The sequence below is a fragment of the Planctomycetaceae bacterium genome (assembly GCA_041398785.1).
GTDB lineage: Bacteria > Planctomycetota > Planctomycetia > Planctomycetales > Planctomycetaceae > JAWKUA01.
Genome location: JAWKUA010000029.1, coordinates 48711 through 70930, shown reverse-complemented (window position 1 = coordinate 70930; position 22220 = coordinate 48711). Strand labels below are relative to the sequence as shown.

At 59.7% G+C, this 22220-nt stretch carries 15 protein-coding genes; 9 read left to right on the top strand and 6 right to left on the bottom strand.

What is annotated here, in order from left to right:
* The 4 genes from R3C19_24175 to R3C19_24160 form a co-directional block, all read right to left on the bottom strand.
* Positions 1–392, bottom strand: a 392-nt coding sequence (locus tag R3C19_24175; GenBank protein MEZ6063457.1) for a hypothetical protein, incomplete at its 3' end; no start/stop codon positions are given.
* A gap of 461 nt (positions 393–853) precedes the next feature.
* Positions 854–1423: a hypothetical protein gene (locus R3C19_24170; protein ID MEZ6063456.1), complete on the bottom strand. Its 570-nt coding sequence runs from the start codon at positions 1421–1423 to the stop codon at positions 854–856.
* A gap of 223 nt (positions 1424–1646) precedes the next feature.
* Positions 1647–3992, bottom strand: a complete 2346-nt coding sequence (locus R3C19_24165) for a dynamin family protein (protein ID MEZ6063455.1) — start codon at positions 3990–3992, stop codon at positions 1647–1649.
* Between the two features lie 720 nt (positions 3993–4712).
* Positions 4713–7820 carry a M1 family aminopeptidase gene (locus R3C19_24160; protein MEZ6063454.1) on the bottom strand — a complete coding sequence of 1036 codons (3108 nt, stop codon included), beginning with the start codon at positions 7818–7820 and terminating at the stop codon, positions 4713–4715.
* Positions 7821–8587: 767 nt separating this feature from the next.
* Between R3C19_24160 and R3C19_24155 the strand changes: the two genes are divergently transcribed.
* The 5 genes from R3C19_24155 (at position 8588) to R3C19_24135 (ending at position 12559) form a co-directional block, all read left to right on the top strand.
* On the top strand, positions 8588–9646 hold the full coding sequence (locus R3C19_24155; protein ID MEZ6063453.1) for a peptidyl-alpha-hydroxyglycine alpha-amidating lyase family protein: 1059 nt from the start codon (positions 8588–8590) through the stop codon (positions 9644–9646).
* 200 nt (positions 9647–9846) lie between these two features.
* A complete protein-coding gene (locus R3C19_24150) occupies positions 9847–11055 on the top strand; it encodes an aspartate aminotransferase family protein (GenBank protein MEZ6063452.1) in 1209 nt (402 codons plus the stop codon).
* Between the two features lie 2 nt (positions 11056–11057).
* Positions 11058–11552: a DinB family protein gene (locus R3C19_24145; GenBank protein MEZ6063451.1), complete on the top strand. Its 495-nt coding sequence runs from the start codon at positions 11058–11060 to the stop codon at positions 11550–11552.
* A gap of 351 nt (positions 11553–11903) precedes the next feature.
* Positions 11904–12140: a hypothetical protein gene (locus R3C19_24140; GenBank protein ID MEZ6063450.1), complete on the top strand. Its 237-nt coding sequence runs from the start codon at positions 11904–11906 to the stop codon at positions 12138–12140.
* Positions 12141–12163: 23 nt separating this feature from the next.
* On the top strand, positions 12164–12559 hold the full coding sequence (locus R3C19_24135) for a type II toxin-antitoxin system VapC family toxin (protein MEZ6063449.1): 396 nt from the start codon (positions 12164–12166) through the stop codon (positions 12557–12559).
* A 19-nt stretch (positions 12560–12578) separates the two neighbouring features.
* Here R3C19_24135 and R3C19_24130 read toward each other — a convergent pair whose 3' ends face one another.
* Positions 12579–12821: a hypothetical protein gene (locus R3C19_24130; protein MEZ6063448.1), complete on the bottom strand. Its 243-nt coding sequence runs from the start codon at positions 12819–12821 to the stop codon at positions 12579–12581.
* A 138-nt stretch (positions 12822–12959) separates the two neighbouring features.
* Positions 12960–14585, bottom strand: coding sequence for a CehA/McbA family metallohydrolase (locus R3C19_24125; protein ID MEZ6063447.1), 1626 nt, complete (start codon positions 14583–14585; stop codon positions 12960–12962).
* A 49-nt stretch (positions 14586–14634) separates the two neighbouring features.
* Here R3C19_24125 and R3C19_24120 point away from each other — a divergent pair, with 49 nt between their 5' ends.
* From R3C19_24120 to R3C19_24105, 4 genes are all read left to right on the top strand, one after another.
* On the top strand, positions 14635–15903 hold the full coding sequence (locus tag R3C19_24120) for a glycosyltransferase (protein MEZ6063446.1): 1269 nt from the start codon (positions 14635–14637) through the stop codon (positions 15901–15903).
* Between the two features lie 263 nt (positions 15904–16166).
* On the top strand, positions 16167–18623 hold the full coding sequence (locus tag R3C19_24115) for a chemotaxis protein CheA (protein MEZ6063445.1): 2457 nt from the start codon (positions 16167–16169) through the stop codon (positions 18621–18623).
* 46 nt (positions 18624–18669) lie between these two features.
* A complete protein-coding gene (locus tag R3C19_24110; GenBank protein MEZ6063444.1) occupies positions 18670–19098 on the top strand; it encodes a chemotaxis protein CheW in 429 nt (142 codons plus the stop codon).
* 120 nt (positions 19099–19218) lie between these two features.
* Entirely contained in the window at positions 19219–22182 is a 2964-nt protein-coding gene (locus R3C19_24105; GenBank protein ID MEZ6063443.1) for a methyl-accepting chemotaxis protein, read from the top strand.
* Positions 22183–22220 lie beyond the last annotated feature (38 nt).

Genomic DNA, 22220 nt, shown 5'->3' with positions numbered 1-22220 from the left:
AGCCGGGCGTCGGCCACGGCGATCGGGTCATCCAGTTCCGCTGCCGCATCGGCGGCCGTCAGAGCGGCACCGGCATCGCGGACAGCTTTGTCGTAGGCGGCAGTGATCGAATCTCGTTCGGCGGCTGCCGAGGCTGCGACTTTCGTGTCGGTGCGAGTGAGTGAAGCGTCGACCGTTCCGGTGAACGCGGCGAACTGCACCGGAAGCGCCGCGGCAATGAAGCTGCTGACCGCGTCCACAACCGCGTCGGCCGCGGTCTGAGCCGCGTCGATCATCGTGTCGGCATGAGTCTGTTCGGCGTCGACCGTTTCGTCCACGAACTCCATCGCCGCGGAATTGAACGATTCGGTGGCCGTCGTCGCAGACACTCCGACGGGGGCGTTAGCGGACATGGCGGCGGAACCGCGCGGCAGATACCTGGCAATTGCTACTTGAGCAATGGAGCCTGGCGTGCGTGCTGGTGCCGGTTGATCGGATTCAACCTTGCAATTCTATCTCCCTGGCTCCTTGGGCGCGAAATGTATCGATCAACGTTTCGGCAAGCATTTGGCTGCGTTCTCTGCTACGCGATAGGAACCCCATTGGAGCAACTGTCATTAGGAACTCCGACTCGTTGGTTCCGGCAAGAGAGTTTGGCATCGGTGAGACCAGTATCTCCACGGATTCCGGACCTCTCTTGACTGAACCGCCTCGGCAGTCAGAAAACACAGCACCGTCGGGCATGCACGGGCGATCCTGCCGAACGACCACAACACAAGCGGGAATCTGCAGCACTATTCCGGGCCACGCCGATGCAAGCGCGCTATCGATCGCCAAGGCATTCATAGACGCGAACCTAGATTGAACGCGGAACTCAGATCCTGAAGAGTCCGCTGAGCAGTGAGTGGACTGTGTGTGTCACGCAGTTTATACAATAAGGATGCGAGATCGCTGCGGCTGGGAAGAAAATGGGGATGCCCTCGATGGTGAACCAGCTTCCGGCTGCGGTCGGTGATACTTCTGCGATGATCCCGGCATTCCAGCCAATTCTGAGTCCCGTAAAATGTGTCCACGTCGTCGCGCCGCCACCCCAGGGACTTGATCCTGAGATCATGTGAAAGCCCCATGGGCGGCCGGGGCCTACTGCAACACTCCACGTGGGGCCACCGGCGGCACCCCAGGCCCAAACAAGGCCTGCAGCATGCAACGCATGTGCCCCGACATGGGCTGAAACGTTCGCTGCTGTGTACCATCCTCCGTTCGTTTCCACCAGGTCGTCGACGTAGGCGTCCAGCGGGATTCCCATGCCGTCGAGATACTCGAAGTAGCTGTTCAGAGTGATGGCGTTGAGAAACATCACTCTACCGTGATGCACGCCTTGGTCGAACGACCAGATGACGTCGGTGTAATCGCTGATTGTGGTGGACAGTGTGACGAGTGTCATGCCGACACCGCCGGGAGCTGCACCTGCGAAGGTATCGGGGGCTCGGGCCTGCATGTCCTGAATCGCCCGCCCGAAGCGGCTTGTTACTGTTCGGCGCTGCCTGATTCCAGACCGCCAGCTTTCGAAAGTAGGGTGGTTGAAAGATACCTTCGCCGTGAGAGCCGCAAAGACCGAAGCCCCCGACGCCACGTTTTTGCAGGGGCTGCGATGGTGTGTTTCTTCATCAGGTCGATGTCTGCGGGGCCGGTAATGTCTTGGCCGCTGTCGAGATCAGCAAAACATGCTTCTTAAGTGTTTCACGGTCTCTTTCGATCAACGAAGACGCGACATGCGACATGGCCGATTCGATGCTTTGTGCTGCTTCGTTCCCAAATTCCTCCATCGCGACACGACATGACTGGGCAAGTTCTTCGACGACATTTTTCACCAACGCATTGACACGTTCACGGATGCGGTCGATCGCCACTGGTGTCTGGTCCTCGACAATCGATTGCATGCGATTGGAACATCCGGTGCCATACTGCTGGCTGACCGCCGCGAGCACTTCCTTCATTTCTTCCTGGGCGATTCTGTAAGCAGGTTTGCGAATGGACTCAACTTGTCGAATCTTGTCGTTCACACCGGCCAGCAGTGCCAACCGCTGTTGATGCGTGATGCCAACGATTTGTTTGCCGAGTATCTCGACAGCCTCGCGCACCTCCGAAATGTTGGAATTTGCACGAAGTTCCTGAAGCCGCGTCGTCAGCTCAAGAGCAAGATCGCTCGTCAGCAATGAGATCTGCTCTGAGATCAAGTGGTCACGAAAATGCGTCCACGCGAGGAGCACATCATCAACCAGAACGGAGCAGATATCCTCACCGATATCGATGCACTGACCGCGAGAGGTTACATGCACTCCGCCTTTTCGAGCCGTCGCCCGAAGACTGGCCCAGTGCAGGCCCGACCAAATCCGGATCTTGTCGGCTAAACGTCTGTCTGACATCGCCTCAGCCTGCTGAAGACGATGCACGATGCCGCTCGCCCCCGTAAGAGACAGCTTCTCAAACGTCTGTGTTCGGTCGACAATCTCCTGACTGATCCATGGGATCAGTTGGGTTCGCACTGTGTTGGCGATCTCAAGCAGATCCTGCTGACCGCCGGCTATTTCTGCTTTCGTGGTGGCAATCGCTTTCTGAAACGTCTCCGCCATCAGGCGAACCTCGCTTTCGAGGTTCTGTTCGATGTCCTCAAAGAAGTTCTCTGACAGATACTCAGCGGCGACACTGCGAAGAAACTCACGGAGCCGGGGAACGCCGGTTGCATGCACGTCGCCGTCGAAATAGTCGGACATCTGGCGCTCTGATTTCCGGCTCGTCTGATATCGATCACAGAACACTTCGTGAGCCAGTGCGGACACGAAGAAGACCTGAATTTCATCCATGCGGCTCAACAAGTCAGCTCTTTGCTGTCGCGACTTTTCGTCGCTCTCGGCAGGCAATTTTGGGCCTGCGATGTCACGCAGCATGGCATGATAGGTCGTGGTTTGCTCCCGCTTGTACGCTTCGATCGCTTCGAAGTGCAGCCGCTGCTCTTCCTCATCGGTTTCCGCCAGCGGGACTTTTGGGTGGTAGCTGTCCAGCTTGGTGCGGATGATGAAGAGGCGCTGCCGCCGTTGCCGCGTTGCCTCGAGAAAGTTCGCCAGAACAGAGGAGCTTCTGAGCCACGATTCAATGTCCGGGCCGATATTGCTGTCACTGGTCACAATTGCGACTGCCGTCGCATTCTCGCGCATGCTGTTTGTGATCGCTGTGCGTTGCGGGTCAGTGTCATTCGTGCCGGGCAGGTCGATGAGACTCAGGCTGGGATGCCAATTCTCAAAGGGTCCGGCAATGACGCACTCCTCGACAATCGTCCAATTGACATCGCTCGTCGAGAGATACTTTTCAATAACACGCTTCATCCCGTCGACATCGTTGGCCTTCGCCTTTTCCCGTCGGCCAAGGAGTCGCGTGCGCTCGCTCGGGATGGTTCCGCTTCGTACAGCGCCGATGAGTTCGCGGGGCGGCAGGTCCGGTGAGATCCCAAACAACTGAATGAAGCGCTGTAGAACGCTCCTGACGTAGCCAGCGCCTTCGTCCGCCGTTCCTGCGTCACCATCCTCCTCATGTCCGAGGGCGTCGGTTGCCTCCCGGACGGCAGACTTCCAATCTGCCATCAGCTGATCTTTCCCGACAAACGTGACATGGACGGCCCACTCCGGTGCCCATGTCAATTTCACGATCGAGGCAGTACACGGCCGAGTGTCGGAAGTTGGCAGCAGTTCTGCGCTGATCAGTGAGTTGAGCAACGTACTTTTTCCATGGCGGCTGGGCCCGAGAACGGCAACGTCGATTGGCGGGACGACCTCAAGTTTCTCCTCAATCGTGTCAAGCTTCTGCCGCATCCGTTGCAGCGCCTCATCGCATTCGGCGAATTCAGCGGCAGCCTCTCGCGCCTGAGAGGCATTGAGAGCTAACCGAATTTCCGCGATACGGGCTCGAATTCGTCGTTCGCGATCTTCATCTTGAACAGTAGCGACGTTGTCGTTCATCGTCCGATCCTGAATTCACCGAGTCGGGTTTGGGTCTTGAGCGAAACGCAAGTCGAATTGAGCTTCGCGGGAAACCCTGCGAAGGAATGCACCTCGCCCTCTCAATTCTGCAAAGGTGTTATGATTGGTCGCCTACACGTCTCGAGGAAGAGTGTACCGAGATGTCAAAGCGTATTCGCGGCCACCGCCGTCCGTCAAAGACGAGTTTGTCGAGCGCGTCGTGGTGCATGCGGTGCAGGTCGGACGTGATCATCCGCAATACCAACTCCTGAGCAGCAAAGTCCGTCGCTGAACGGCGAGTGAAGAACAAAACATGGGCTGCGGTAGCGTAGCCACCGGTTCTGGGAGGGCAGACTCTAGGCTCAGGTGCTGCCCGATCGAGAAGTGATTGCCGAGTGCGTGATTTACGTCGACCTCCACCCCGTGCGAGCCAGCTTTGCCGAGAATCCGGAGGATAGCGACTTCATGGCATGAACGAGTGGGTGATCTGTAGTCGGTCGACGAAATGTCTAAACCGCGATCGCTTTGGATCGGCTATCGGTGTCAAAATGGTACCGGCAGCGGTCCTGGTCGATGTCGTCTTGGTCTGATTGGGTGGAGGATGACGGATGCCGCGTGCGACCGGGGCTCGCCCTCCCATTCGTTTTTCCTATTCATTCCCGCAACGAGATTAGCCATTGGATCGCCAATCACACCATTCTGGCTTCGGCGATTTCCTTGTCAAAACGCGCGGTACAGGCCGAACCAGGCGGCGGATGTTTCGTTGACCAGTGAGTAGCCGTATTCGGTTCTGACGGTCAGGTTCTCCACGAAGCTTAGCAGCGGGATCTGGAAGTACAGACCGCCGCCGACGGCGTGGTCGATATCGCCCTGAGGTGAATTGAACAGATACGAACGACCGACGTCATAGAACAGGGCTCCGTCGATCGAATGCAGGCCGGCCGTGTTGTCGACGGCTTCGTAATCGAGTTCTCCGCTGAGCGGGAAGCGCCATTCCAGGGTGCTGACCCAGAATGCGTTTCCGATCAGATCGTTTGCGGCGATTCCGCGAAAACGACCTGGGCCGCCGAAGCGGAAGTGCCGGCCGTTGTCGTTCCAGCCGTAGCCTGACGAAACGCGCGCGGCGAGTTTCGTTTCTGACAGCCACCACGGCGCTTCGGACAGTCGCTGCACGACTCCGAACTGGCCGGTGACGCGATCATAGGCGGCTCCGTCGTCGAATGCCGTGAAGCCGTGTTCATAGCCGGCATCAAACCGAAATCCCTGGTCCGGATCCCAGTACGGCATCTGCGAATCCAGGTGGTACGCGACACCGAACGCCCGGACATTGTCGTAGTTCTGCACGCGCGGGTCGGCGGAAATCGCGGTGTTGCGATCCGGGAAAAAGTTGTCGCCGAGGCGGGTGTAGAAGTCGATGTAGCTGGCGTTTGGATAGATCAGACTGGTTGTGTACTTCAGAACTCGCCGCAGCGCAAAGCGAGCCTGATGTCCGGGATCATTGGACAGCGTGGACAGCAGAGCGTGCTCATAACGGGCCAGCAGTTGCCAGTTGGACGACGGGACATTGTAGAAGACCGCGTCGACGCCGGCGGAAATATGATCGTCGTTATTGCTGGCCGTGGCGGCGGTGTAGGACACAAACGGCGAAATGCGGTAACGGTTGCTGTGCAGCAGCGAACTGCGAAATCCGATCCGGCCGTCGGAATCGACACCGAATCCTGTCACGATGCTGTGCTGGTTGTGCGGCTGCAGCAGCGGAGCTTCGTCGGCGGGTGTGTAGAACGGCGTGACTCGAAAGTTGTACGACGGCTTCCAGCAGTTGTTGCTGCGATTCGCATCGAGCACCGTTCCGTCAGGATCGATTTCAATCTGCGCCGGACGTTCGTCGGAAACAATCGTCACCAGCCAGTCATTGTCGGATTGGCGTTCAACGGTGATTCCGTCACCGCCGGAATTCGCAACGCCGGGTTGTGTTTCAGAACCCGACGAAGCGGCTTCGGAGTCACTCAGTTCTTTGCCTGCCGAAATCGGTGTGGCGGCGATGCCGGTGCTGTCCGCTTCGGTCGACAGGTTCCGCGACCGCTGCATCAACTGCTGCGCTTCTCCGATGGTTGCGATGCGGTACGGGCGCGCGCTGCCGGGCACGGACACGCCGATTTCCACAGGTTCGGGAATGTCCGCCCGCTGAACGATGCGGGCTCTGGTCCGGTAGCCGTTTTCCGTTTCGGTGACGTCGACGTGTTCCAGTTTCCAGTCGCTTTCGTGTCCGGAATGCAGCCACTGATCGAAAAACGGCTGCCAGTCTTCACCGGTGAAGTCTTCCAGTTCCCGCTGAAAGTCGGCAGCCTTCAGAATTCCGAAGCGGTACTTCGCGTACAACTGTTTCATGAACGCGAAGAAGTTTTCGCGGCCCATGCGGTGCTGGATCATTCCGGTGATCTGAGCACCGCGGTCATAGACCAGGGAAAACAGATTGTGCAGGTGGCCGATTTCGTCCAGCGACGCCAGTGCCGCTCCGCTGCCGCCTCGATCGTGGAACGTCTGGTAGCCGCTGTGCAGCAGGCTGCGATACTGCACGTTGGGAAATTTCAGCACGCCGAACGCCGGAAGCTGCAGCAGCGAAGGATCGGGACCGTACTTGTCTTCCATCTTGACTCGACTGAACCACTGCACCAGGCCTTCGTCCATCCACGGTTCGTGGTAGCCGTCGGTTCCCACAGCCGAATACCACCACTGGTGGCACATTTCGTGGCAGATCAGATGTTCGACGTAACGGTGCCCGTAAGCCGGCATGGCGAAGATCCGTTCGTCGATCATGACGACTCCCGATGATTCGTTGCCATTCCAGCCGAAGTACGATTCGGTCAGTTCGAACTCTCTGTACGGATACGGTCCGAACCATTCGCTGTAAGTGCGAATGCAGTCTTCGGCCGTCCTGACGGCGACTTCGGCGGCGTCTTCGTGACCGGGCAGGGCGGTGACACGGATCGGGACGCCGTTTGCTTCCGATCGCCATTCCCTGAACAGGCTGCTGGCCACGATTGTGAAATCTCGCAGGCCTTCGCCCTCGATTTCCAGAACTCGCTGACCGGACCTGTCGACGGTCTGCGACACGACGCGGCCGCCGGTGACGACCTTCTGATCGGCCGGCAATCGCAGCCGCACACGATAGTTGCCGGCTTCATTGTACCACGGCTGATGCCATGCGATGTACGGCACCGGCTGCCATCGGTCACCTTCGTAGACCGCCAGCACGGGATACCAGTTCAGCAGATTGGTCACGCCTTTGTGCTGCCCGAGTCGCCCCATCACCTGTGGCAGATCGATCAGGTACCGGAGACGGATTTCAACCGATTCACCGGGAGCCACCGGCCGTGGCAGCCGAACATGCAGGTGAGTGTCATGTTCGGTGTCGAAGGTGCAGGTCAGCGGCTGACTTCCGATCGTGGCTGCCGTCAGATGAAACCTCCGACCCCGGCGATCGATGCTGTCGCGGGGATCCAGCCGCAATGACTCAACGGTGCGGTCCCCGACGTTCAGTTCCTGCGCCGACGGACGATGGTTGGGCACAACCTGAAAGACCAGTTTGTCCGTTGCCGCCGTTCCGGGATTCGTCCACGTCACTCGCTGATCGACGGTGACGCGACCGGTTTGCGTCTGCAGATCGATCCCCAGCGCATATTCCGGCAGCTTCCGCGACGCAGGCGGCGCTGAATCAGAGATCGTTTGTGCGGCGGCGCTGTCGGCCAGCAGGCCAGCAACGCAAAACAGCGCGGTCAGCAGACCGCGCCTTCGTTCGACGGAAGATATACCGATTGTCACGGTCATCGAATTTGCGGCATCCTTACCGACAACTCGAAGGATCGTAGCACGCTGAAATCAGACGGCTCAAGTTGAAGTCGGGGCCGTCAACAAGCCGGCTGATTCGTGCGGGCACGTCTGGAAGATCGGAGAAACCCGGTGTCCTGCTGCGGCAAACGCCGTCCGTCACAGAGCGATTTTTCGGTGCTGCCGTCAGGGTTTCACTGATCGGCACGACGCGATCCGATACGCACGAGAACGGTGCCCTCCGGCGACGACGCGCGTCGCGATTTCGGCCTTACTACGTCCGTTCGGGGATTTCCGGACGGCTGCGCTCTCAGTTCGTTCACCGGCAGAAATTGCGCGACGACGGTCGTGGCGGCGTCCTTGACATCAAACGAAATTCGGAACGCCGCCATCGAGCAGGCCTGCCTGCAGGCTGGCTGCCGCTGTGGTTTGTCACGCGTAGTTCGAAGAATGCAAAGGCGCCACCGACGTCCGCGCGAGGTTTCCTCCAAGTCGCGTGTGCCAACGGTCGCCCGATGCGGCAGCGGCTCAGCGGGAGCGTCTCTCTTCCTTCGACGGCGGCCTCACTTGTCCGGCGCCTCCCCTGTACGGCGCTGACCCGGCGACGGTACTTTCACGATTGCCGTGCCTTCGCGGCTTGCCGACGTCCGGGTCGGGGCGCGCTGCTGGCTCATTGAGTTGAAACTCCGTACGATCGTTGCCGCCACGATGGCCGGTCGCGCGTGCCGGCCGGTTTGAGTTTCCATTTCGGCGGGAGGAACTTGCTGATGTCACGACACTTGCTGTTGCTCGCGATGATTGCCGGTCTGCAGGCCGGACTCGTTTCCGGTTCCGCGAAGGCACAGAACGCCGTTGCCGATCGTGTTGAAAAGAAGGCCGTTGAAGACGAGTTGCCGCCGTACCCGCGCATCAACCCGACTCCGTGGTACGAAGTCGATCCCGGCTGGCCGAAGAAGCCGGCGGAATTCGTCTGGGAAGCCATGCCGGGAATTGCCGTCGACGCGGACGACAACGTCTGGACGTTCACGCGATCGTCGCCGCCGATCCAGGTCTATCGTCCGGATGGTTCACTGCTGAAGTCGTGGGGCGATGACACCATCGAGACCGCTCACCACATCAAGATCGACGACGACGGCAACATCTGGATCGCCGATATCGGCAAGCACATCATTCGCAGGTTCACGCCCGACGGTACCGTCCTGCAGACGATTGGAACCGAAGGCGTTGCCGGCGAAGACGAAACTCATCTGAATCAGCCCACCGATATGGCGTTCGCTTCCAATGGCGACATTTATGTGTCCGATGGCTACGGCAACAACCGCGTTGTCCATTTCGACGCAGAGGGCAACTTTGTGAAGGCCTGGGGAAAACTGGGTGTCGGCCCGCTGGAATTCAGCCTGCCGCACGCCATCGCGATCGACAGCACAGATCGCGTCTACGTGGCCGACCGCAACAATGCCCGGGTGCAGGTCTTCAACCTGGACGGAAGACTGCTGGACAGTTGGACGAACGTGGTTGTGCCGTGGGGATTCTGGGTCACGGACAGCGACGATATCTGGGTCTGCGGCTGTTCGCCGATGCCGTGGCGCGACGACCCGGACTACCCCGGTGCTCCGCTGAGCTGCCCGCCGAAGGATCAGGTGCTGATGAGCTTTCACCCATCCGGCAGGCTGCAGCAGTTGTGGACCGTTCCGAAGGGGACCGACGGAGCCGAACAACCCGGCGACGTCAACTGGGTTCACGCGATCGCGCTGGATTCAAAGGGCAACATCTATCTGGGCGACATCATCGGCAAACGTGCTCAGAAATTCGTCCTGCGGAAGTGACGGACGCTGTCTGCAAGTCGCGCAGCTGCCGCGATGCGCCATGATCTGCGAACCCGCCAGCGGCTGGCGTGTCTGCTCACGAGCCGACCTTTCGCGCGCCTGGCGACCGACCAGACGCCGGTGCCCTGTTGCGCTCGCTCGCGTTTCCTGGCGGTGATATGCTGCCGCGAAATTTGTGATTCCGACCCGGAGAACTTCGCATGACCACAGTGGCTTCTCTCAGCAGCCAGTCCACGATCGAGCTGTTTGACCAGTACGTGATTCCCAACTACCGCCGGTATCCGGTGTCGCTGGTGCGAGGCGAAGGGTCGCGCGTGTGGGATGCGGAAGGACGCGGCTTTCTGGATTTGTTTCCCGGCTGGGGATGCAACATTCTGGGGTATTCGCCGCCCGCCGTTGTGCGAGCCATTCAGGAACAGGCGGCTCAGTTGATTCATATTCCCAACACGTGGTACATCGAGGAACAGGGCCGCTTTGCCGAATTCCTTTGTACGCGAAGTTTCGGGAAAGCCTTCTTCTGCAACAGCGGAGCTGAAGCCAACGAAGCCGCCATCAAACTGGCGCGACTGCACGGTTCGGCTCAGGGACGTTACCGCATCATTACGTTTGAACGAGGCTTCCACGGACGCACGCTGGGAGCGCTCACCGCGACTGCTCAGCCGAAGTACCACGAAGGACTCGGGCCGCTGATGGCCGGGTTCCGTTACGCCGCGATGGACGACATCGAAGGCGTCAAACGTCTGGTCGACGACGAAACCTGCGCGATCATGATCGAACCGGTGCAGGGCGAAGGCGGAGTGCGAATTCCTCAGCCGGGTTTCCTCCAGGCGCTGCGAGACCTGTGTGACGAACAGGGTCTGTTGCTGATCTTTGACGAAGTACAGACCGGCATGGGCCGCACGGGAACATGGTTCGGCTATCAGCAAACGGGAGTCCAGCCGGACGTGATGACCATGGCGAAGGGACTTGCCGGAGGAGTCGCGTGCGGTGCAATGATTGCCCGCGACGAATTCGCCGGTGACCTGCGTCCGGGAATGCACGCCAGCACTTTCGGCGGGAACTCGCTGGCGATGGCAGCCGGTCTCGCTACGGGTGAGACCATCGAAGCCGAAGGTCTGCTGGATCATGTCCAGGACAACGCCGAATTCGCTCGAACACAGTTGCAGCAGCTTCAGGAAACGCTGCCCATCATCAAAGAACTGCGAATCTGCGGCATGATGATCGGCATCGACCTGACAATTCCCAGCACTCCCGCTGTCGGCAAGGCGATGGAACGCGGTGTCCTGCTGAATGCCACGTCCGACACGGTCGTTCGCCTTCTGCCCGCGCTGAACATTACTCGCGACGAGCTGTCTGAAGGTCTGGACGTGGTCGGTGATGTGCTGACGGAAATGGCGGAAGAGGCGTAGCGATGAATTCGATCGACTTCATCCGGATGTCGCTGCACAACAGCAAAGCCTGGGCGGAGAAGCTGCTCGGCGACATGAGCGATGCGCCGCTGACTCAGCCCGCGCCGAACGGAGGCAATCATCCACTGTGGTTACTCGGGCATCTTGTTCGATCGGAAAGTGATCTGCTGGACGGCTTCATTCTGGGCCGGCCGAACCGTTTTCCGGAACTCGAACAGTTCGCGATGACTTCGGTGCCGATGACGGACACGAACGGGCAACCGACGATGGACGAACTGTTCATCAAGTTCGCAGCAATCCGCGCTGCCACGCTGGCGCATCTGGACACGCTTGACGACAGCGATCTCGATCAGCCCAGCCATGCACCGAAGGAACTTGGCCCGGCGTTCGCGACGATTGGAGCCTGCTTTGCGGCGATGTGTTCACACGTGTCGTTCCATTCCGGCCAGGCCGCCGACGCCCGCCGCGCCGCCGGACGCGGACCGTTGTTTGCGTGAATGGCCTGATTGATCGTGACGGTGACGGATCGAGTTCGCGTGCGAAGCGACCTGTCAGTCGTTGTACACCACAATGCAGATCTAGCACTGAGTAGCGTCCCTGGCGGCAACGAATCCGACGCCCTCGATAACACCGTCCGCTTCGGACAGCCAAAGGATGACCGGTTGCCGGTGTGAACCTGCCGTACACAACGGCGCAAGCACATTGACAGTAATAGCCTGTGCCTCGATACTGGCAATCAGCGCTGTCGTTTCCGCTGGTTGAAGAGCCTCGCGGGCAAGCCGACGCGTCGTGAGCGCGAAGCTGAATCCTGTTATGCGACCGGCTGGTCCGTCGCGAGGACGACTAACATGGTCAGATTGACGATATCTTTCGACGGCAGGACTTTCGACGCCATTGAACGGACGGCGCGATCAGAAGGATGTTCGGTCATTGCCTGGGCTGAAAAGCGTTTGAAGGATGCCGTGCAGGGAACGGCCGAGTGGCCGGATGGCTACTTCGAAACGATCGCCGGCTTTGGAGAGTCGCTGATCGAGTGCCCGCCTGAAGTCGAAATCCCGCTGGACGACGTTTCGCTGGATTCGTAGAACGCCGGGTGAATCGTCCGATCATGACGTATTGCCTCGACACCAACATTGTGATTGCTGTCCTGCAAAATCACGACAGGGTTGTCGCCAGGCTCAGATCCTGTCGAGTCAGCGACATCAGGATTCCTGAGATCGTCCGTGCAGAACTGCTGTTTGGGTGTCTCAAAAGCGTTGACCCTGCCGCTGAACGGAAGCGGGTTGACCACGTGCTGTCGCCGTTCCGCAGAGTTCCATTTTCGGGCGATGCCGCCGATCACTATGCCTCGATCCGCCTGCATTTGGAACAAGCGGGCAATCTCATCGGTCCGAATGATATGCTCATCGCCGCTACAGCCATGGCGGTCGGAGCTGTCATGGTGACGTCAAACACCAGCGAATTTGCCCGCGTCCCCGGCCTGGTCGTTGAAGACTGGGCTTGAGAATCCGGTGTCATCCAATTCAAACGCGGCCATAGCCCAGCCAGTCCGGCAGGTTTTCTTCACACCACTGACGATATTCCGCCATCGTGTCGAACGAACGATATTCGGCGTCATCCATCACCGGCTTGTACGTCTTGATAAAGGCATAGCGAAACCGCTGTTCCAGCGGTCGCCGGGCGGCCGCTTCAAACTCCGCAAGCCAATCGGGCGGAACTGTGATGGCTTCTGTCGGCGTAGAAGCGTTTTCGCGGTTTCGTTTCATGCCGGCATTTTATCCATCCGCCCGAAAGTCGCCACCGGCTGATTGTTGCAGGCGATCGGACGCCGGGACGTGCCGGCGGCTACTGAACGGCGTGTGATCGGCCCGACGCTCCCCGACTGTTGCAACGTGCCGGCGGGTTCAGTCGCCCCAGTGTTCTGTGGCGGAATCGATGATTTGCCCGTAACGCGCGCTTGCCTCGGCGTAGGTTGCCAGCACGGCGTCGCGAGTGTCGGTGTCCGGGAATCGATCCCCGCCCGACATGGCGATCTCCGCCAGCCGCTCAATCCACCGCAGCATGTAGCGAGCATCCCTGGCCGACGCCGTGGGTTTGCCGTCGACGGAAAGATAGATCGGGCTGGTATGCGCCTGCCGCAACAGTCCGTCCGGAGCTCGATACAGCACGCGTGCCGCGATCCAGCCACTGCGCCGCGGGGTCACCTGAAATTCCATCTCGTCAGCGATAACCGGATCGCCGGACTCCTGCCGAAGATCGCGGGTCTCGACGACAGTTCCGTCATGAATGATCTGCAGTGCTTCCAGTGATTCGATCGACCGGACGGTGGCCGCAACAGACACGAGTTGTTTCGTCGACGAATCAATCGCCAGCGTCGAACCGACGTCTTCGCCGTTTGCCGTCAGTGTCAGCATCGGGCCTGACGTGGCAAACGTCCGACCGTTCTTGACCGCGTCCCAGAATTTCTCCGGCGTCAGCGGTCCTTCGATTTTCGCGTAGACGCGGTTGTAGCCTGTCGGTACCGGCATGACTCCGATCGCCGAACCGCCGGAGACTCCCAGTCGAAACCCGCAGTTCAGCAGCCGGTAGTACAGGCTGTTGGTGCGGTGAAACAGGCCGTCGCCGAGATGCGAGTTCGACTCGCCGGCAGCCAGCGGGCCGATCATGCCGAAGCCGCCCGTGATCGTTGCCAGGCGGTGATAGTGATTATGGCAGACCTGAACGGTGTCGAGCTGTCCCAGAGCCGCGCCGATGACGGTTTCGGCCCATGATGGCTTGTCGCAGTCGAAGACCGAATCCGGTGAATCCATTCTTGCGATACGGCACAGATCGGCGTCGGTCGGGAAGTATTCGCCAAACCGTGCCACTGAGACCGGACGATTCAGGTTGTACAGAAACGTGGCTCCGACGGACGCACCGGGCTCGGCATTGAAGTGGATGCGTTCGATCTCGATGTTGTTGCGGGTCACGACGTGCCGGCTGTCAATTGAAATCGGCCGACGAAATTCGTCGGAAGGCCATTCGGCATGCCATGCGTCCTCGGTGCCGCGCAGCCAGTACGTGAACGACGGAGTCAGGTGGACGTCGTCAGCCAGAGCCAGTTGTTTCAGAACGCGCAGATCGTCGTAGCCCAGATGCACGTGAAGGTCCGCCGAGTACCAGCCTGCGTCCGGCATATCGACCCAGCGTTCCAGGTGAATTGTTTGTTCGACGGCAGATCCTTCGCTGACTTCGACCTCAACGTCGATCGGCAGAAACTCCTTTCCCTTTTCGACGTGGATCACAGCCTTTCCGGCCGGCACGTCCATGGTGAACGTTCCGTCGCAACTGAAGCTGCGGTCGCGCGCGTAGGGCGTTGTGGTTTCGGGAGCGGCCGGCTGAAACAGGCGCTCACCGCCTGCGTCCACCCAGGCTCGCGCGGGGGTCACGTTGCCGCTGCCGTCTTCTATGCGAACCGTGATTCGTCCGCCGGCGAGGCACGAAGGCGCGGCAAGCGTCAGCGCGAGAAGTGCGAATGTCGCTGTTTTCATTTCCGTAACCCGTTTGTGGTGACCCGGTCCAGGGCATAGAACCCGGGGAATGAAGATTCTGATTCTGACAATCGGCAGTCGCGGAGACGTTCAGCCTTATGTCGCGCTGGGAATGCGTCTTCAGCAGCATCAGCACGATGTCACAATCGGCACGTGCGCGGAGTTCGAAAGCTTTATATCAGATCACGGTCTGAACTATGCCTTCATCAACAATGAACAGCTGGAGTTCATGCGTTCCGATGACGGGCGCATCGCGATGGAACACACGGGCAATCTGTGGGAAGCGATTCAGACCGGACGCAGGCTGCTTCCCAAAGTCGGTCCGATGCTGCGGCGTCAGATCGACGATGCCTGGAAGGCGACTCAGGAAGTTCAGCCGGATCTGATTCTGTTTCATCCGAAGGCGCTTGGATCGGCCGACTTCGCGGAACGGCTGCAGATACCGTGCATGTTCGCGTTCTACCTGCCAATCTATGTGCCGACCGGTGACTTTCCGGCGATGGGATTTCCCGGACTGCCGCTCGGTCGCTGGTACAACCGCATGACGGTGAAGCTCATCAACCGCGTCACGTGGCTGGCAACTCGAAAGCACATCAACGCCTGGCGAGTGGCGAACGGGATGGCGCGCCGAAGCGGCCGCGACTTTCTGAAGCGCGGCGACGGCGAAGTCATTCCGGCGATTCACGCGTTCAGCCCCAGCGTCATTCCGCAGCCCGACGACTGGCCGGAAACTGCGACAGTAACCGGCTACTGGTTCCTCGATCGGGCTGCTGACTGGCAGCCTTCGGCGGAGCTGGAGTCGTTTCTGTCGGCGGGATCACCTCCGGTGTATTTCGGATTCGGCAGCATCTTTGGCCGCGACCCGTCGCGCGTGACGCGCATGATTGTGGAAGCGGTCAGAGCCGCCGGCGTGCGAGCGATCGTGGCTCGCGGCTGGGGAGGACTGGATCCGAGCGGGATGGAATTACCGGACTCCATGCTTGCGATCGACGCGGCTCCGCATGACTGGCTGTTCGAAAGGTGCGCCGCCGTCGTCCACCACGGCGGATGCGGGACCACTGCTGCGGCGCTTCGATCCGGTCGTCCGCAGTTCATCTGCTCGTTTTTCGGCGACCAGCCGTTCTGGGGGAAAACGATGCAGTCACTGGGGGTTGCTCCCGCCCCGATTCCGCAAAGGCGGCTGACACCAGGAAAGTTGATTGCCGCGATCCGGCAGATCACGACCGACGCTGCGATGACCGCCCGCGCTGTGCAGCTGGGGCAGCAGATTCGCAGCGAAGACGGTGTCGGCAACGCGGTTCGCTTCATCGAACGCTGAGACGCATCCTTCCGTTTGCTTAACCGCCGCGCGATTGCCTCTGCGCGAAGGTTTCGAACCGGTTCGTTCCGCGCAATCGCTGCAATCCGTCCTGTGCGTTGGTCGCCCGCAACTTCTGTTGCGTTTCGACAACCGCTGCGGCAAGCCGGCGTCCGCGCATTCGATCGTGTCGGTGAATCCAGAGAAACTGCGGAGAGGTAACCGGTCAGCGTGACCTCTCCGATTAACGGTGCCCGGACACTGCCGCTGTGGAGAGGTGAACTGTGGAAGGCTTTGACGAAGTCATCAAGGAATTTCTGGTCGAGAGTTACGAATCGCTCGATCAGCTCGACCGCGACCTGGTGGCGCTGGAAGACGCGCCGGACGATCGTGACCGGCTGGCGAGCATCTTTCGAACGGTGCACACCATCAAAGGCACCTCCGGATTTCTGGCACTGCCGAAGCTGGAACGCGTCGCCCATGTGGGTGAAAACCTGTTGGTTCCTCTGCGCGACGGCGAGCTGCGGCTGACTGCGGAAATCGCTGACGGACTTCTGGGGATGGTCGACGCCATCCGAGAGATCCTGAGCCATATCGAAGCGGAGGGAGCCGAAGGTGATACCGACTTTGCACCGCTGACGGCAAAGCTGGAATCGCTGCTGAAATCCGGGACCGCTGCCGAAGCCGAACCGCCGCAGACCGCGACGGCCACGCTGACGGAACCGGAAGCCGACGACACCGGTTCGCTGACTGACGCGGAAGTGCTGGATGTCGTCAACGAACTTGCCGCACCGAAATCCACGTCGAAAGCCGCTCCGAAAAAGCGAGCCTCCCGCAGGAAAGCAACCGCAAAGAAAACCAGCCCGGCAAAGAAATCGGCCGGCAACAAGTCGAAGGCTGCTGAAGCGACCGACGAACCAGAACTCGCCACGGCGACCGCTGCGGAATCTGCACCGGCGGAAGAAGCCACGCCCGCGGCCGCTCGGACACCTGCCAGGAAACCAGTTTCGGCCTCTGTCGAATCCGCGGCACCTTCGTCCGGTGAATCGAACGGCCGTCAGTCGTCCGTTGCCGATTCCACGATCCGCATCGATGTGGAGCTGCTCGACCGGCTGATGAACCTTGTCGGCGAACTGGTCCTGGCCCGCAACCAGATTCTGCAGTTCAGTCAGTTGACGGATGACCCCGCGCTTTCGTCGGCGTCGCAGCGAGTCAATCTGATCACCACGGAGCTGCAGGAAGGCGTGATGAAGACCCGCATGCAGCCGATCCGCAACGCGTGGAGCAAGCTGCCGCGTGTCGTCCGGGACCTGTCCCACGCCTGCGGCAAGAACGTTCAGGTCAAGATGGAAGGTGCGGACACGGAGCTTGACAAAACCATTCTGGAAGCGATCAAGGATCCGCTGACACACATTGTCCGCAATTCGGTCGACCACGGCATCGAATCACCGGCAGACCGCGCTGCGGCAGGCAAGCCGGAAGAAGGAACACTACTGCTGCGTGCCTACCACGAAGGCGGTCAGGTCAACATCGAGATCATCGATGACGGCGGCGGAATCAACGTCGATCGAGTCCGTGCGAAGGCTGTGGACAAGGGACTGATCTCCGAAGAGCAGGCCGAGGCGATGGGCGACCGCGAGGCCGTGCAGCTCATTCTGCTGCCGGGATTCTCAACAGCCGCAAAAGTCACCAACGTCTCAGGCCGCGGTGTCGGCATGGACGTGGTCAAAACCAACGTGGAGCAAATCGGCGGCAGTCTTGACATTCAGAGCAAGTCGGGCCACGGAACGACGCTGCGAATCAAGATTCCGCTCACACTGGCGATCGTGCCGGCGCTGATCGTCCGCACCGGCGGAGACCAGTACGCCATTCCTCAGGTCAGTCTGCTGGAACTGGTCCGGCTTGACGGAGCCCGCGCCGCGCAGGAAATCGAGTTCATTCATGACGTCCCGGTGTATCGGCTTCGCGGCGATCTGTTGCCGCTGGTTTATCTGGATGAGCAGCTTGGGCTGACAAAGCACGCCGGTCGGGAGCATACCGCGGACGAGACCGTCAACATCGTTGTGCTGCAGGCGGAACACCGGCAGTTCGGTCTGGTGGTCGATTCCATTACCGACACCCAGGAAATTGTCGTCAAGCCGCTGGGGCAGCATCTGAAGGGAATCGCGGCCTACGCCGGATCGACGATCATGGGCGACGGTTCCGTCGCACTGATCCTGGATGTGATCGGACTGGCTCGCATCGGCAACGTGCTTTCGGAGCACCATGATCAGGCTCTGAAAGGTGCGAATGAGAAGGCTCGGTCCGAAGCGGCCGGCTCACAGCAGTCACTGCTTGTGGTGGATCCCGGAAACGGCACGCGTGTCGCCGTCCGGCTGTCGATGGTGGCCCGCCTGGAAGAATTCGCACCGTCGGACATCGAGCAGTCGGGCGGCAGCGAAGTCGTGCAGTATCGCGGTCGCATCATGCCGCTGCTGCGGCTGTCCGGAGGCGGCTTCGGCGCGACTTCGGCGGAGGACACCGGTCGTGTGCCGGTCGTTGTTTACACCACCGGTCTGCACAGCGTGGGCATTGTTGTGGGACGGATCATCGACATCGTGGAACAGACTCTGGATGACAGCCTGTCCAAAGCTTCGTCCGGCCAGCTTGTCGTGCAGGGTCGGGTGACGGAACTGGTCAACCTGGAATCCCTTGTCCGCCGCACATTTCCGGACTTCTTTGAACAGGACGCTGTTGCCTGAGGAACCCGAACACTGAGTTCACATATCGAGAACCCTGTCCATGAACATGACTGAATCCTATTGCACGTTCCACCTTGCTGACCTGTACCTGGGCATCGAAGTGTCCAAGGTCCACGAGGTGCTGCGTTACCAGCGCATGACACGAGTACCGCTGGTGCCGCCGGTGGTGCGCGGGCTGATGAATCTGCGAGGCCAGATCGTCACGGCGCTGGACCTGCGACAGCGGTTCGGTCTGCCGGCGGCGGATACCGAACAGCAGCCTCTGAATGTTGTCGTACGAAGCAGGGAAGGCGCCGTCAGTCTGCTGGTGGACCGGATCTCTGACGTCATTGAAACAGTGCCGCAGGACTTCGAACGGGCTCCGGAGACTCTCCGGGGTGTGCTGCGCGACTTCATTCGCGGGGCCTACAAACTGAAAGGTCAGTTGCTGCTGATTCTCGACACAGACCGCGTCATTGACGCTTCACCGCAGTAAACGACCGCCGAAGAAAGCCACTTTTGCCGTCGGCATCACATCGCTTTCCCTGTCTCAACCAACAATGTCTCAACCAACAGTCAGCCGTCGGCTGATCGCCAATTCTGAAAGGAACTGAAAATGAAACTCGAGAACGTGTCGTTTCGGACAACGCTGACTGCGATGTGCCTGGGGTTTGCCGTCCTTCCGCTCAGCATCATGAGCTACGTCAACTGGCGAGCCGCTGACAAGATGGCCGGAGACACGGCCAACGAATACCGGACAATCGCCGAAGGAATTGCCAACAAGATCGATCGCAATCTCTTCGAACGCTACGGCGATGTGCAGGCGTTCGGAGTCAACCCGGCCACCCGGAATCAGGACAACTGGGGCAATCCGAGCGAAGACAACCCGCTGGTTCGGGCCATGAATCAGTACGTTGACCTGTATGACGTTTACTATTTCACGCTTCTGGTCGACACCACCGGACGAGTGGTTGCTGTCAACAGTCGAGACAGCGACGGAAAACCGATCGATACGAAGCACCTGTACTCGCAGTCGTTCGCCGATGCGGATTGGTTCCGCAGGGCGATTCAGGGGAAATTCTACGAATCAGAAGACGGCAGCTTCACGGGAACCGTTGTCGAGCATCTGCACGTCGACGAGAACGTGAAGGCAGTCTATGCCGACGAAGGCCTGGCCCTGGGATTCACGGCACCGGTGCGTGACGAAAATGGCGAAGTTGTCGCCATCTGGAAAAACGTGACGAAGTTCAGCGTCGTCGAAGAAATCGTCTTCGCGTCTTATACCGAACTGAAACAGCGGGGCCGTGCATCGGCGGAACTGACGCTGCTGGATGACCAGGGCCGCGTCATCGTGGACTGCGATCCGTCGGTTCGCGGGACGGACAAGATCGTGCGGGATATGGACATCATCGCGAAGTTCAATCTGGTGGAGAAAGGCGTCGAGGCGGCGACACGGGTTGTCGACGGCGAAGCCGGAAGCCTCACGCGTTCGTACCATGCCCGCAAGGGAATCGACCAGACCGCCGGTTACGCTCCGCTGCGGGGAGCACTCGGATTTCCGGGAATGAAGTGGAATGTGCTGGTTCGTGTCGACTGCAGCGAGGCCCTGGCCACTGCAAACAGTCTGCGTACCGCGTCACGGTACACATTCCTGGCGACTCTGCTGGTGATCGGTGTGGCTGCCTGGCTGTACGCCCGTCGCGTCGGCAATGTCGTATCGGCCGCGACGGCATCGCTGGAAGCAGCGACCAAAGGCGATTACTCCAGGAAAGTTTCGACACACGTGAAGGGCGACTTTGGTCGGATGTCCCGCGCTCTGAACAAGATGCTGGATGAGCTGACTGCGTTTGTCGACAAAGCCGCCGACAACGACGGTCAGATCAGTGCCATCAACCGATCACAGGCCGTGATTGAGTTTGACCTGGACGGCACGATCCTCACCGCCAATGAGAACTTCCTGAAGACGGTCGGCTTCGAACTGGAAGAAATCCAGGGCCGCCATCATCGGATATTCGTCGAGGAATCGTACGCGGCCAGCTCTGATTACAAGAAGTTCTGGGCCGACCTCCGGAACGGAGAATTCAAGGCGGATGAGTTCAAGCGATTCGGCAAGGGTGGAAAGGAGATCTGGATTCAGGCCTCCTACAACCCGATCTTCGACGCGAACAACAAGCCGGTGAAGGTCGTGAAGTACGCTGCCGACATTACCGAGCAAAAGCAGGCAGCAGTGGAGAACGCGAAGGTTCGTGCGATGATGGATAACGCATCAGCTGCCATGATGTTTGCAGACAAGGGCAACGTCATCACGTTTGTGAACACCGCCGCCGTCCGACTGCTTGCGAAAGTGGAATCCCACATGCCGGTCAAGGCCGAGCAGATCATTGGACAGTCAATCGATGTGTTCCACAGGAAGCCGCAGCATCAACGGGATCTGATTGCAAACGCGAAGAACTTCCCGCATGAGGTCACGATACAGGTTGGTCCTGAATCGTTCGCGTTGCAGGCCAGCCGCATTACAGATCTGGAGGGCAAATTCGCAGGGACTCTGGTGAACTGGGAATGCGTGACTCAAAAGCTTGCCAGTGAAAAGGCCGTGCAGGACGGCATCGAGCGGGAACGGCAGCTTGCCGAAGAAATGCAGCAGAAGGTCGACCAGTTGCTCACGGTTGTCGCGGCTGCGGCAAAGGGTGACCTGACCGTCGAAATGCCTGCCAAGGGCAGTGACGCCGTGGGCCAGTTGGCAACGGGTGTCGAAAAACTGCTGACCGACCTGCGGCTCAGCATGAAGGACATTGCCGAAAACGCTCAAACGCTCAGTGCTGCGTCTTCGGAGTTGACCGTGACCGCGTCGGAAATGCAGCGGACGGCAGACAGCACGTCCATGCAGGCAACGACCGCCTCGGCGACTTCGGAACAGGTCAGTCATAACGTGCAGACGGTTGCCGCCGGTATCGAGCAGATGAACGCGTCGATTCGCGAAATCGCCCGCAGTGCAACGGAAGCAGCGTCGATCGCCCGCAAGGCTGTCGAGGTTGCCGATCGCACGAACTCGACGGTCACCAGCCTGGGTTCCAGCAGTGCCGAAATCGGCAAGGTTGTGAAAGTGATCAACTCGATCGCCGAACAGACCAACCTGCTGGCTCTGAACGCGACCATCGAAGCGGCACGGGCCGGGGAAGCCGGCAAGGGGTTCGCCGTCGTCGCCAACGAAGTCAAGGAACTGGCCAAGGAAACCGCCAAAGCCACGGAAGACATCAGCCGGCGGATTGAAGCCATCCAGGCGGACACCGAAGGATCTGTGATCGCGATTGGTGAGATCACCGAAATCATCAATGAGATCAGTTCGGTTTCCAGCACGATCGCTTCGGCCGTGGAAGAACAGACCGCCACGACTCAGGAAATCTCCCGCGGAGTGTCGGAAGCCAATACCGGCACGACGCAGATTTCTCAGATCATCAGCCAGGTGGCTGCGGCGGCAACCAGCACGAAGGAAGGAACCGCCAACACGCAGCAGGCGGGTGGTGAGCTGTCCGAACTTTCCACGTCCCTGCAGACGCTGGTGTCGAAATTCAGGATTTAAGTTGCGTACTTCGTCGATCCTGTCCGGGCCATGGCGCC